We start from the raw sequence: 13277 nt of genomic DNA, 5'->3' as shown, positions 1-13277 counted from the left end.
GCCGCGAGCGCATGGTACCCAAAACACTTCGTGGGGCATGCTAATGCGCAGGAGCGGCGATAATCATGCAGTTTATCTGTACCTATGTTTTCGGATTGTCTTGTTACCTATCCTGCCGGTTTGTTCATGATGAGTCTTTTTACTCTTACCCAGCAAAAATCCATTAACAGCTAAAACAGCCATCCCTAAAACCACACAAAAACTGATCCTTTTCTGAACAACTTCGTTCAAGCGTTTGCAGGCCCAATGAAGTTCACCTCTGTCTGGTTGTCTCTGGTGAGGACCGCTACCTAAAAATAAAAGCGATACGAATCTGAAAGATAGAGGAAATAACCATGAAAAAGTTAGTGACTGCCACCATCGGCCTAATCATGCTCGCTGTATCAGGAGCTAGCTTCGCTAGCAGCTACTACAAGTGCCTGAAAACCAAACCTGTAAAGTTTGACGGTACAATTGCAGAAGCGGCCATTGCCACTGATTCTTTGAGCACCCTGGTGTTTGCATTACAGGAAGCTGGACTGGTCGATGCGCTGAATGGCGGCGGCAATTTCACGGTTTATGCTCCGGTCAACGAGGCGTTTGGCGCGCTGCCACCGGAGATTCTCAATGCGGTTCTTGCAGACAAAGATCTGTTAACTGCTGTGCTGCTCTATCATGTTGCCGAAGGTAAAAAAGACCCACGTCGTGCCTTTATTCCCAAGAAAGTATCCACCCTGTTTGGCCAGACTGTGTTCCTGAACAGAAGCGGCTCAACACCACGAGTGAACAACTCTAATGTTGAATGCCAACCTGTGAAAACCAGCAATGGCACTGTGTACCTGATTGATAGCGTATTAATGCCGCAGTTCTAAATCGGCCCAGCGGTTAATACCAGCCCATTAAAAAAGCCCCGTTCAACGGAACAGGGCTTTTTAGCTTTAACCAGTGCCATTAATACGCACTAAAAGATTAGTCGAAGCTGTATACCGAGGTAGTACCGCTGATCTCATTGCCGACAATCAGCATCGCTGCACCGGTTGGGCTATCAGCAGCGGGCACAAATGCCATACCTTCCGGCGCCAAATCGCCCACGTCAGGGTTGGTCACTTCACCATCGTCTGTTTCCAACGATGGGTCCTGCTCGAAGTCACGCGGGTTAATGTACTGCACGAAGCGCGCAGACGCAGGCACAGTAACGTCATAGACCATCACGCCACCCATACGCTCCAAGCCAACAAATGCGTAGTAGCGCTCACCCACCATACCGACAACCACACCTTCCGGCTCAGGGCCTTTGTTGTCACTGCGGTTTTCAAAGCTGTGCTTGTCGTCACTGGCATTAAAGTTGTCCGGGAAGCGGGCTGCAGTAATCTGTTCAAACTCGCTGCCGCTGTCGAACACACGCTCGCCAGCGCTATTCCAGATACTGAAGCTACGTGCACCGTAGATATAAAGTGTTTCGACAACACCGTCTTCGTCAGCATCACCCAAGGTAGTTGTGGTACCGATACGACCTACTTCATCAACATCAAAGTGATCTGCAAGCGTCAGGTCTTCTCCGCGGGCCTCTTCGCTGAAACCATCGTAGTCTCGGGAGTCACCTTCATTGGCAGTAACCAGGTACGCCATGCCATCTACGCTATAGCTGGCGATAGAATCCGGCTGGTACATACCCACCACGTTGTCACGTGTGGTGATGTCGATAGCATCATCTTTGTCATTAATATCGATAGCGTTCCAGGCTTTGCTGTGGTCTTTAAAGCCCAGAGCCCAAATAGCACTTACCTGCTTGTTAACCAGGTCGATGTTCGCCACCGCGTTATTCTCCTGTAGCGCAACAAACGCCATGGTGTCATCCGCTGATACTGCGATGTACTCAGGCTCAAGATCTTGGGCGACCGTCGCGCCAGGACCGAACACACGCACATCAGCTGGCAGCTCGCCAGCTCGGCTACCACCGGCATTAAAGTCAGTGAAACCCAGATCGGTAATCACCGCACTATTGACGCCTGCAGTCAGGTCAATCAGTGTCACTGACCCCTCAGGGTCAACTTCGTAGTCATCATTCGGCTCACCTTCGTTTGCTACCAGGATCATGGTGGCGGCCTTGTTGAAGGTCACCATGTCAGGCAGGTATCCCGCTTCAAACATCGCTGCTGGGGCGCTATCCATCGCTAGCGCGTTCTCACCCTCGAGAGACAGGTCATACAGAACAACCACACCTTTACCCTGTTTGCCATTACCCAGACCATCATCGGCCTCAATGGCTACCGCCAGCCAGTCTCCTGCAACAGCAACACTATTCGCATCGCCCAGTTCGCGGCTATCAGCAGTTTCTTCCGGCAGTGTCAGGCCAAAGGCTTTGGTCAGCGCCAAGTCATCACCCACGCTCAACACGTCTACACTGCGATCTGCCGCGTTCACGACAAATGCACGCTGACTGCCAGCATGGTACTGAACAATCTCAGCCGCACCTTCATCAAACAGGCCAGAGCTGTATCGCGACTCATGGGTCAGCACAGGGTGCGCTGGGGCAGTTGCGCCAGCAATGCCGGCATTCAGTGCGGTAATAATCACATCCGTACTGTTACCTTCGATGCCGAAATCATTGTCGTTCACCAACATGGCATAGGTGTCGTCCAGCAACGCCAGACCTTCCTCTTTCTTCGGAAGTTCCAGCTCAGAACCCAGGTTGGTAAAAGCCTGAGTCTTGGCCAAAGGCACAATGCCCTCGCCTTCCAAATCAACAATCTGTTCCAGGCTTGGAGAGGTCGCTTCGGCATCCCAATCACTGCCCAACAGGTTGGTAGCACCGGCTAAATCAACGCGATAAAGATGAGTCACCTTGCTGATGCGTTCCAGTACGACCAGTTGGTCAGCACCCACCGCAATCATTTCGCTGACTTTCACATCGCTCTGCTTGCGGTAATCATCGTTCTTCAAGTCGCCCACGCCATTAGCACGGTCAGCGAACGATTGCGGAGAATCCAGCGTGTAAAGGTACTCACCTTGAACCGCGCCTAAGGTGCCATCAGCATTCAGCGCCATTTTGAACAGGCGTACATTCTTAGACGTGCTGTAAGCACTGTTATCAGGGTTCGCCAGCGGCGATTGCATGATGAAATAAAGTGCATCTTCATTAGGGCTTATGGCCAACGACTCGATACCACGATTCAGCTTACGCTTGGCCAAGATCGCCGGCAGACCGTCAGTGACAGGATAAGTTGCACCAGCAAGTTGTGCTGCTACGCCCATAGGAACCACACGCTCCAGCACAGTGCCATCGGCGGCAACATGCAACAAACTCGGTCCATATTCTTCGGTCAGCCAGAAGCTACCATCGGCCAGCTTAACCAGGGCTTCGGTGTCGACACCATTGGGATCGAATGCCAGCTGGGTGCCGTCAAGTGCATAGCCATTTTCAGTGCTTTCCAGCGGGTTAACCACACCCGTGATTGGATTACCATCGCTATCCAATAGAGGAATTTGAGTCAATTGCGGGCCGTCAACGGTCAACAACACTTCAAAGATGGACGGCGTGTAATCAGGCATTGGGAAGATTTTTCCATCTTCATCATCACCACAGATACCTGCAACACCCAGGATCTCTTCGGAATCATCACACGCTACATTAGGCCCACGATCCGTCACGAGATAAAACTGTTGGTCCGGATCGGCTACATGGTGGAAGGCACCACTGCCGAACCCTGTATCCAATACCACCGGCGTCCCGCCTTCTGCTTGCACGGTTCCCAGCGGCATCGAGAGGCTGAACTCCATCGGTGCTAAGGTAGCAAGTTCTACCTCATCATCGTCATCATCACTGCATCCCGTGATCACCGCACTGGCTGCTAAGCCAATGACCAAGGGTAACCAGACTCCCCGTTTCTGCCCCTGCATCTTTAGTTTCCTCTAACTTATTGACTATATTTAGAAAGGTTCGCAGGAAGCCTAGTGTTGAGTTATGACACTGCCGCTACACTAATGTTACTGAGCTGTTAAATACCGGGGAGCAAATAATGGCCGCCAAACGCAGCAAACGCCTGAATAAAGAGTTTTATGAGCAGGAACTAGAGCGCCTGCAAACCGAACTGGTAAAGATGCAGGAGTGGGTTAAAGAGAAAGGGCTGCGTGTCGCAGTCGTTTTTGAAGGGCGCGATGCAGCAGGTAAAGGCGGTGTCATCAAACGTATTCTTGAAAAGCTCAATCCACGCGTAGTTCGCGTCGTGGCGCTGGCAAAGCCCAGTGACCGAGAGCGGACGCAGTGGTATTTCCAGCGATACATTGCTCATCTGCCTGCGGCAGGCGAAGTCGTCATGTTTGACCGCTCCTGGTACAACCGCGCGGGCGTTGAACGCGTGATGGGCTTCTGCTCTGATGACGAGTACGAGGAGTTTCTGCGTTTCTGCCCAGCCTTTGAAGAAGCGCTGCTGCGTTCCGGCATCATCCTGATTAAGTATTGGTTTTCGGTCTCTGATGAAGAGCAGGAAAAACGTTTCAGTGAACGGGTAACCAACCCGATTAAGCGCTGGAAGTTCAGTGATATGGACCTGCTTTCAAGAAGCAAATGGGTGGAATACTCGCAGGCCAAAGACGCCATGTTTTCCCATACCGATACCCGCCGCTCACCCTGGTATGTCGTCAACGGTGATGACAAGCGGCAGGCTCGTATCAGCTGTATCAGTCATCTGCTAAGCAAAGTGCCCTATAAAGAGCTCACTTATGACCACATCGAACTGCCGGAGATAAACACCAAAGGTTATGTGCGTCCTCCCATGCATGAACAAACCTTTGTGCCCGAAATCTTTCCACCAGAACATAAACATCACGACAAACACAAAGACGACAAGAAAAAATCTGAGAAGAAAAAGTAGCGTCAGATCAATGGATTGATGATTATTCACCAAACTAGAACAAAAAGCGTTCGCAGCGGCAAACACTAAAGATGTATTATATATACATCTTTAGTGTGAGGTTCACCCATGATGCAGATAACTGATGCCAGCGTAGAGGAAAAACTCCCCCCCCTACTTCGCCTGGCCTTTCGCCCCTTCTTTCTGGCAGGCTCTGCCTTCAGCGTAATTGCCATCTTAGTTTGGTGGTTGAGCTTTGCGGGCAAGATCCAGTTTATGCCCTACGGCGGCGGGTTGTGGTGGCATATGCACGAAATGCTGTTTGGTTTTGTCGCCGCCATTATTGCTGGCTTCCTGCTGACGGCAGTGCAAACCTGGACCGGGCTTCGTGGTTTGCATGGCAATAAACTGCTGGCGCTATTCTTACTCTGGCTGGTTGCTCGTATCTTAATGGTTGTTGATTTAGGTGAGTTACGCTGGCTAGCCATGGCGATCGATCTTCTGTTTCTTCCGACGGTCGCCTTAGTGATGGCCAATTTCGTTTACCGGGTGAAACAATGGCGAAACCTGGTTTTCACGCCACTACTATTGGGATTAACCCTGGCGAATCTATTGATGCACCTGGCTATTACCGGCCATATGGCAAACGGCATGATGATTGGCAGTCATCTTGCTGTGCTGCTCATCACCCTGGTGGTCTTTGTTGTGGGTGGTCGAGTGATCCCATTTTTTACCTCTCGTGCCTGCCAATTCGAAAAGCCCCAACCACTGTTTTGGCTGGAAGCTCTGGGCGCTTTATCGTTACTTGCCATTGTTGTTTTGCTATTGGCTTCGAACTGGTGGTCGCCAGAACGCACGGTCATCGCCACGTTGTGGACTGTGTTTGGCGTTAGCCAGTTAATCCGGATGGCACGCTGGCGCCCCCATGTCACTTTAAAAGTGCCGCTGTTGTGGTCGTTGCACTTGAGCTACCTGTTTATCCCTGTCGGTGCGCTGCTGGCGGCAGCCTATTATCTGGGGCAGGTGTATAGCATGAGCCCGGCGATTCACGCACTCACCGTGGGCGGTATGGGTTCGTTGATACTCGCCATGCTGGCACGAGTCTCTTTGGGCCACACCGGTCGCCCGCTGCAGCCTCACCCTCAGATGTCATTTGCCTTTGTTTTGCTATTGGCGGCTGCAGTGCTTCGCAGTTTGCTGCCGGCAGTAATGCCGCAATGGCTAATGTGGAGTATCGGTGGCAGTGCGTTGACCTGGATATTGGGGTATGGCCTGTTCCTGCTGCACTACACCAAGGTGTTGTCTACGCCGAGAGCAGATGGCCGGCCTGGGTAACCGGCTACCTTGGAGCACACATTCTGAAAGCCCCCTACACCTCAGCCTTATTCTCAGGAATAAGGCTGGGGTGAGCTTTTGTCTCCCTTCAGAATCAGCAGCAACGCTAATTCACAGGATAGCTACAGGGGCAGTGCCGACGCAGGACCGGGAAGGTTCGCTCTTTGCCGTTAACCCAGGTATCGACCAATTCTACATACTCCTCTGTGGCGTAGCTTTTACCGGCACTGGCATCCGCGATATTCCATTGTTTGAATTGGTCATACGCCAGTGCAATCTCGGGGAAGTGGGAGCCTTTTTCGTCATCGCTACGTACTCGGATCATTGAGTAGGTTGCTGCCAGATCTGGCCTGGCACTGGTCATGACATTGACAAACACTTTGCCACAACGGTAGTTCCGCCAGCGATGCACTCCCAAATAATGCTCTACGTAGGGCTTAGCCTGATCATACTGAGTCTCCTCGGCGTACCCCTGGATATGACAGTTCATGCCTAGTTCGTTGATTAACCGCTCGGTTCGAGAAAGGGCTTTCTCAAATCCATGAACCACCATGACTTGCGGATCTCCTGAATTAGACGCAGTGGTATCCCGCCACCCCAGAATCGCAACGCCGGACAGCATGCGATTATGTCTGCGGAAGAAGTTCTGCATAAACCTGTCATCCCATTTGCCGTACTCAGCAACCAGCCAGGGCTCATTGCTGTCGATGGTGAACTGGTTATCAGCAACAGAAAGCGCTAATGCCTTTGATGTGTATTGGTAATCTCGCTTGTCTATGTCCGCTGGCAACTTAGATGTTTTTTCTGCCAACCAGATGTAGTGCAGCATAGGATCAACCATGTTCCACTTATGATGTAACTCCCGGTCGCCTTGTTTTCCTACAAAACTCCCATAGGGATGGTATTCAGCGTCTGCCAATGTTGCGTGTTCGGGGGTTGTGCTACAGGCAGAAAGCAACAAACCAAACAAGGCGACAAGATAAGACGTTGCGAGCCCAGCGTTTCTATTCTCAACTCTTTCCATTGTCTAATCCTCCATTGCCAGCTTTGTAGGTTTATTGGTGGGCAAAGGTGCAGGGGTTGAATCGGCCAGACCATGCACCATCAATACAAAGGTCATAGCTTCCGCTTGTTCATATCTGTCCTTGGATGGCGTCGCGCCACCAAAGTGATTGCCATCCTGATGGGTGCGAAGCAGTATCAGGTGGTCATCTGTTTTCCGCTCTCGCATACGCGCAACCCAGCGCGCGCCCTGCCAATAAGGTACATCGGCGTCAGTCCAGCGAGTCATAATAAACTGCGGTGGATAAGCGGTTTCTGCTATCTGGTCATAGGGGTTGTAACTCAGTACATAATCAAATGCCTCCTCAGAGCGCACGGGATTCCCGTACATCTGCCACAACGAACTGGCCGCAGGATTTTCGCTATCCAACATCTCTGACAAGGGGTCAACATAAGGCACAATCAAAAGCGCCCCAGCCCAAAGGTCTGGGGATTGGTTGATCGCCGCGCCGACCAAAGTGCCGCCAGCGCTATCACCATAGAGACTGATATCACCTTTTTGGGTGTAGTTTTTCTCGATGAGGTAGTTGGCGACATCAACTAAGTCGTTGAAGCTGTTTTTGCGGTTCATTCGCTCGCCCCCTTGCTGCCACTTGGGCCCCAACTCGCCACCGCCACGAACATGGGCCATGGCATATAACACGCCGCGGTCCAGCAAGCTGAAGCGTTCATTGGCAAACTTAAAGCCTCGGGGCCAGCCCTCACCGGTTTGACCAAAAGCACCGAACCCAGTCAGATGCAATGGTTGCCCCGGCTTGCGTAGGTCCTTGCGATAGAACAATGTGACAGGCACTAGAACGCCGTCCCTGACTTTTACCAGCAACCTCTCGGTGGCGTACAGCGACATATCCATATCAAGGCGGCTTAAGCCAGAGATCTTGTCCGTTGCCAAGTCATAAACGGCGTGAGAATAAGGCGTGGTAAGTGAGAAATAACTGAAGCGGATCTTGTCCTGACTCGGATCCTGATTGCGTTGCAGGATCGCAGTGTAAGCCTTATCTGGGAATGACAGCCATTGTGGTTTGCTGTCCTCTCTTAGTACCACGATATCACTCTGCCCTGCCCTGTTGGCCTCAACGGCAACAAAGCCATTGAACGGCATCATTCGCTTAAGTTGCACCTCATCACTGCCTTCCAGCAACGTTTTCCATTTGCCCGGACCATTGCCGGTATCGTCAGCGACGGCGATCCGATAACCACGATGGGTATCGTTACTACGCATGTAAAACTTGCCGTTGGCGTGATCAACAAAGTTCATCACATTGTGTTTGATGGGCGAAGTTTCTATCGGAGGAAGCTCTGGCGACTTGGTTGAAAACGCCAGCACCTGAAGGCTGCGCTGCGCGCCACGATAGAGAAACGCATAATCACCAGACGTACTCAGATACATCTCATTACGGAATGCTCCGCGCTTCTCCTGATAAAGCAATTTGTCCTTAGTAGGATCGGTTCCCAGCCGATGCAAACGAACTTGATGAAGTCCATCAACATTCATGGTCGGATAAAACAGTGATTGGCTGTCTTGCATCCAGACGTAAACAGGTAATCCTGGGCCAAATTTACTGTCTAGAAACAGCTTGGCTTCGAGGTCGTATATTTTGAGTTCTGACTCATGGATATTGTGGCTATATGTCCCCAAAGCCACATAACGACCATCGGGGCTAAAGAACAGTTTGTGGATAGATGTGGCTTTAAGTTTGGGCTCGGACAGATCCGCCAGCAACTCCGCTTCATCCAGAACGTGAACCAAACCAGCGGTGGCATTCCCCTTGCCGACAGGTGCACGTTTCCACAACTTCAACGAACTGTCCGGCTTGGCAAATGCGACATAGTGAAACTGCCCGACTCTTCGATAATCCACCTGCTCTAGCAGCGAGCCCGTGCTGTCTTTGACCACCTGCCGCTGATTCGCCTCTTCCACCAGCTTGTCAGTCAGGGGTTTAAATGGTTTCATCACCGCATCGTAGTAGCTGTTCTCTGCTGCGACGTAGGAGAGCACTTCCGGATCATCCACCACCGGAAAATCTCTATCAATCAACCAGTCAAATTCATCCACCAGCAACTTGCCGTGAAACTCCCGCTGCAATGGTTGTGCAGAAGCTTTTGGCTCCTTGATTTCTTCTGGCGCTTTAAAAAGTCCGCGACCAGCAGAATTATTTGTGTCAGCGATGACGGAACTACTCACTGAAAGCAGCGAGCCACAAAGTAGGAAGGCCTTGGCCAATTGACTGGAAAATCGAGGAAGATTCTTTGTTTTTATCATCTGAGCATCCTTTGCACTATCAAGGGAGCGCATTCAGCTAGCGACAGCACACGAGTCATCACCGCAAGCTGAACACAGCAAAATCAAACCGCTCCGGGTCTTAGATAGAACATCACAAAGGGGCTATTAACTCTGTGTAGAAAGTGTTCAGTAAATGTAAGAAAGTGAAAGTCAGAGGTTTGGGAGGCCTAAGGGGCTTAAGGGGCTTAAGGGGCTTAAGGGGCTTAAGAGGCTTAAGGGGCTCAAGAAGCCAGGAATCTCAAATAACCCCTACAGGCTGATTTCATTGGGCGAGGTGAACACCTGCCACTTCGCTTTATCCAGCCCAGCGAAATCCCGATCAAATCGAGCAGTATCAATCGGCGGCTCTGAGATCCAACGAATATAGATCTTCTCAATCTGTTCGGGGTATCGTCTTGAGATGTCGGCGTAGACTTCAGGATCCTGCTCACCGCTATCTCCGACTAAGACAAAGGTGCGTTCAGGGTAGGCATGAAGGATTTCCTCAATTGCTGCTGGCTTGGTGACGGTCCCAGGCTGAAACAACTTAAACAGGGTCCGATCCCGAAACCGCAATGCTTTTAGCGACAGGGTTGCCCAGGGGAAATTGCTACTCTGCAAAAATTCAGTTAGCGGTGAATACAGATACCAAGGGCTGGAGGATACAAAGTGCACACTACCGCCACCGGCTTGCCATTGTTGATAGACATCCGCCATGCCTTTGACAGCCTCAAAATCCTGCAGCAGCGTTTGGTCCATTAGCCGCTTTTTATCGGTCACAAAACTGAGTTTCACCGTGTCATCTATGTCACTGATGATTGAACGCCCATTGGGAGAAAGCAGCATCACTTCGCCAGTAAAATTTCGTGGGTCTGTAACGTTAGTCACTGCGTGATAGCGTATTAACTCATGACCTTTGGCAATATCCTCCGCCAGCGGTAACACCACTTCCGCCTTAAAATGACCGTTTTTCTGTGATGCCGGAAGCAGGTAATGGTGGCCTGCCAGCGCGATAACAATCCGCTTACCACGTTCATTGTCAGAGATAAGAAGGTTTACCCGCTCATCAAAGTTGTCTTGTGTCGACTCACTGGTCGTTAGTCCGTACTTTTTCTTTAGTGCGGCAGCGATCGCACCCGCCCGAAACCAACTGGTTTCAGGTTCATAGATCCAACCATGAATAGGCAGATGCCAGCGCTGGCTGTCTTGATTGAAGTAGCCCGACGTATTGAAAAACACGACGTGTTCATCGCTTTTGATATCGGACACTAGCTCGGGGCCCACTTCCGTCGCCCTCTTCATGGGCGGTTCAGCCACCGCAGGCAAGCTGGCCAAAAAAGCCATTAATCCGCCGAGCAACTTTTTCGTCTTTGAAGTTTTTACTGTCACGTTCTGTGCCCTGCCCTTAGCGCGCAAACGATTTCAGCAACGCCATATCATCGGCAAGCAATTGATCCAGTTTGTCTCGCATGCCCTGATTATCACAGCCTTCGTACTTTTCCAGTGTCTGTTGGTAATCAGGTAACTGATACAAAAAGGCGGCAATTGAGTCTATGTTGGGTTCAAGGCACTCTTTGCCCAGCCCCTGCTTGTCCAGCATATGCGAGTTCAGGTGTTGCTCAAACTGTCCCTGCATAGGAAACGCCAGATACGGTTTTTTAAGATGCAGCGCTTCGCTGATCAAAGTAAAACCTGCTGTTGCCATCACCGCTTTGCAACTTGCCAGGTCCTGCAAAAAGCCATCTTCACTGAACGGCCTGAAATGCAGGTTGCCCACCACTTCATCCTTGTTGTAGCCATAGACATAAAAGCGCTCTCGCGAGAACTTAGCCAAGGTGTCCAACAGCGAATCAAAACCAGACGTGGCGTAAACCAGAATATGTTCGCCCTCAGAAGGTGTGAGCCCATAAGCGGCAGGACGAATAAGAGGTGGAAACACCTGGCAATGCTCATTCTTTAATGGGCCAGTATGAAAAGAGGTGATCAGCGAATACCAGGGTTTGGGCACCATGGCGCGGATAATGGTTTCAGTCAGCAGCGCATCTTTGCGAAGCGATGCCGGACAGTCGTACTCCATGTAACGCATGCGATGCTGGTTATCCAAGCTAATCAAGGGCAGGTCATAGTGACTGGCCAGGTACGCAGTACAAGGCTCGAAGTCAGTAATAACGCAGTCGGGTTGGAACGACTTAAACAGCTCCCGCAGCTTATTAAAAGCGCGTGTACCCTCGGGCAAATTAGCCAGGTTCTCGGTCAAGGTTTTCAGCTTGGAGACCTTGTTGTCGACACTGGCAATGGTCAGTCCCAGGATCTCCAACACATCAAACTGCTGGTGAAGGTTGCGATAACCACGATCGTAGGAGACCAGTTTCAGCTCATGCCCCTGCCGCTCCAGATGACTCGCAATTAGTTTTGCACGCGAAGAGTGGCCAGAGCCCTCACCTGATACACCATAGATAATCTTTGCCATCACGTTACTCCTAAACAGCGTGTGGAACGGCAACCACGACTATGAAAAATGAAGGCCGGAGATCTGCAGCCAGGGCGAAGAGAAACTGCCTGTATCACGAAACTCCTTACTGACAGCAACAATGTTTTTCAGCATCTTGCCTACGTTGCCTGAAATCATGGTCTCAGACAGTGCATGTTTTTGCTGGCCATCTTCGATGTAAAAGCTGTTTTTAATCACACCAGAAAAATCACCATTCTTGGCAGGGTCTCCCATCGACAGACGATTAACAATGGCACCGCGCTTCACTGATCCAACCATTTCACTCCTGGCTGTTTCTCCGGGAGCGATACACCAGGCGTCTCCACTCGGCAGATGTTCAATGCCCAATTTTCTGCTGCTATACAGATCGGGAAGCAGGTAGTTCAAACGTCCCTGAGATACCAGTTCGATATCGGCAGCGGGAAATCCATCATGGGTGATTGGTTCGACGCCCGCCCCTTCCAAATAGCTGGAAATAGTCAACAGAGGCGACGCGATTAATTCACCGACACTGTCTTTATACACGGAATCTCCGGTCATTAAGCAATGACCAGATAACTGAAATAAAAACCAATCGAGCAGGTCAGCCGCCGCGCTTGGCGACAAAATCACCTCGCCAACAAATTTGTCACCGATAGGCTGGGTGATTATCTGGTTTTGCGCCTCATGCATTAACTCAGATAACCCGAAGCGCTCCTGAGCAGGTTTATCGGCCAGGTCGTCACACTCGCCAGAGTTATAGGTCGATGAACTATTTTTTTCGCCTTGTTTGGCACAGCCAAATATAGCGACGCCATAACTACCGACACTCGAATGAAGATGACTGCCTTCCGATGTCAGCATTTCTGTCACGCTGTGCTTGAAGCGTACGTAGCCCTCTTTGATATTGAAACAGGGTACCTTCTGAGCTCGGTGTTGAATCAGTTCACGGGTTTTATCTGTCAGCACAGCCAGACTCGGTTTCTGTGGCCCTTTCTCAACCTTTAGTTGCTGCCTTGAAGAGATAGCGTTTGCAGGATCTGGTGGTGCCGTCTGCACGTCTACAAACATTTGTTTTATCAATGCGTCAATGGCGTCCTGCTCAATCACGCTGGAGGTTTCAGTAATCAATCGCTGCTGATAGATGCCGATCAAGGTGAACTTGCGTTTTTCGCTGCTGCGAAACAGGCTGGCCTGATTCTGATTAATGTTAAGTTCATCCAGCGAATCGGTGCCTATAGTGACCGCCGCTTGCTCGAACCCCGCCTCTAACAACTTGGCGAGCAGCTTATTTGCGAATACTTCTGCGTCCATG

General features: G+C 50.8%; 9 protein-coding genes. 3 read left to right on the top strand and 6 right to left on the bottom strand.

Annotated features, from left to right (window positions below; translation table 11 throughout):
- The first annotated feature begins 335 nt into the window (after positions 1 to 335).
- The gene (locus ABEA14_RS03520) at positions 336 to 851 is read left to right on the top strand and encodes a fasciclin domain-containing protein (protein ID WP_345338465.1); all 516 of its coding nucleotides are present in this window, start codon (positions 336 to 338) and stop codon (positions 849 to 851) included.
- Positions 852 to 948: 97 nt separating this feature from the next.
- On the opposite strand, the gene ABEA14_RS03515 is transcribed toward ABEA14_RS03520, so the two are convergent.
- Positions 949 to 3879 (bottom strand): choice-of-anchor I family protein, encoded by a 2931-nt coding sequence (locus ABEA14_RS03515; RefSeq protein WP_345338464.1) that lies wholly within the window; start codon positions 3877 to 3879, stop codon positions 949 to 951.
- Between the two features lie 119 nt (positions 3880 to 3998).
- On the opposite strand from ABEA14_RS03515, the gene ppk2 reads away from it, so the two are divergent.
- The gene (ppk2, locus tag ABEA14_RS03510; RefSeq protein WP_345338463.1) at positions 3999 to 4853 is read left to right on the top strand and encodes a polyphosphate kinase 2; all 855 of its coding nucleotides are present in this window, start codon (positions 3999 to 4001) and stop codon (positions 4851 to 4853) included.
- 108 nt (positions 4854 to 4961) lie between these two features.
- The gene (locus tag ABEA14_RS03505; RefSeq protein ID WP_345338462.1) at positions 4962 to 6167 is read left to right on the top strand and encodes an NnrS family protein; all 1206 of its coding nucleotides are present in this window, start codon (positions 4962 to 4964) and stop codon (positions 6165 to 6167) included.
- 106 nt (positions 6168 to 6273) lie between these two features.
- Here the strand turns inward: ABEA14_RS03505 and ABEA14_RS03500 are convergent, their stop codons facing one another.
- The 5 genes from ABEA14_RS03500 to ABEA14_RS03480 form a co-directional block, all read right to left on the bottom strand.
- Positions 6274 to 7191: a hypothetical protein gene (locus tag ABEA14_RS03500; RefSeq protein WP_345338461.1), complete on the bottom strand. Its 918-nt coding sequence runs from the start codon at positions 7189 to 7191 to the stop codon at positions 6274 to 6276.
- 3 nt (positions 7192 to 7194) lie between these two features.
- Positions 7195 to 9492: a prolyl oligopeptidase family serine peptidase gene (locus ABEA14_RS03495; protein WP_345338460.1), complete on the bottom strand. Its 2298-nt coding sequence runs from the start codon at positions 9490 to 9492 to the stop codon at positions 7195 to 7197.
- A gap of 270 nt (positions 9493 to 9762) precedes the next feature.
- Positions 9763 to 10881 (bottom strand): phosphatidate phosphatase App1 family protein, encoded by a 1119-nt coding sequence (locus ABEA14_RS03490; RefSeq protein WP_345338459.1) that lies wholly within the window; start codon positions 10879 to 10881, stop codon positions 9763 to 9765.
- 16 nt (positions 10882 to 10897) lie between these two features.
- Positions 10898 to 11962, bottom strand: a complete 1065-nt coding sequence (locus ABEA14_RS03485) for a glycosyltransferase family protein (RefSeq protein ID WP_345338458.1) — start codon at positions 11960 to 11962, stop codon at positions 10898 to 10900.
- A gap of 39 nt (positions 11963 to 12001) precedes the next feature.
- Positions 12002 to 13276, bottom strand: a complete 1275-nt coding sequence (locus ABEA14_RS03480; RefSeq protein ID WP_345338457.1) for a metallopeptidase TldD-related protein — start codon at positions 13274 to 13276, stop codon at positions 12002 to 12004.
- Between the last annotated feature and the right edge of the window lies 1 nt (position 13277).

This window comes from Corallincola platygyrae (assembly GCF_039544265.1).
Classification (GTDB): domain Bacteria; phylum Pseudomonadota; class Gammaproteobacteria; order Enterobacterales; family Neiellaceae; genus Corallincola; species Corallincola platygyrae.
The sequence above is the reverse complement of the archived record's forward strand: the minus strand, read 5'-3'. Positions and strand labels throughout refer to the sequence as shown.

What these genes read in the sequence shown, in the direction of transcription:
- ABEA14_RS03520 (WP_345338465.1), top strand. Translation starts at nt 336, where the DNA reads ATGAAAAAGTTAGTGACTGCCACCATCGGCCTAATCATGCTCGCTGTA.
- ABEA14_RS03515 (WP_345338464.1), bottom strand. Translation starts at nt 3,879, where the DNA reads ATGCAGGGGCAGAAACGGGGAGTCTGGTTACCCTTGGTCATTGGCTTA.
- ppk2 (WP_345338463.1), top strand. Translation starts at nt 3,999, where the DNA reads ATGGCCGCCAAACGCAGCAAACGCCTGAATAAAGAGTTTTATGAGCAG.
- ABEA14_RS03505 (WP_345338462.1), top strand. Translation starts at nt 4,962, where the DNA reads ATGATGCAGATAACTGATGCCAGCGTAGAGGAAAAACTCCCCCCCCTA.
- ABEA14_RS03500 (WP_345338461.1), bottom strand. Translation starts at nt 7,191, where the DNA reads ATGGAAAGAGTTGAGAATAGAAACGCTGGGCTCGCAACGTCTTATCTT.
- ABEA14_RS03495 (WP_345338460.1), bottom strand. Translation starts at nt 9,492, where the DNA reads ATGATAAAAACAAAGAATCTTCCTCGATTTTCCAGTCAATTGGCCAAG.
- ABEA14_RS03485 (WP_345338458.1), bottom strand. Translation starts at nt 11,962, where the DNA reads ATGGCAAAGATTATCTATGGTGTATCAGGTGAGGGCTCTGGCCACTCT.
- ABEA14_RS03480 (WP_345338457.1), bottom strand. Translation starts at nt 13,276, where the DNA reads ATGGACGCAGAAGTATTCGCAAATAAGCTGCTCGCCAAGTTGTTAGAG.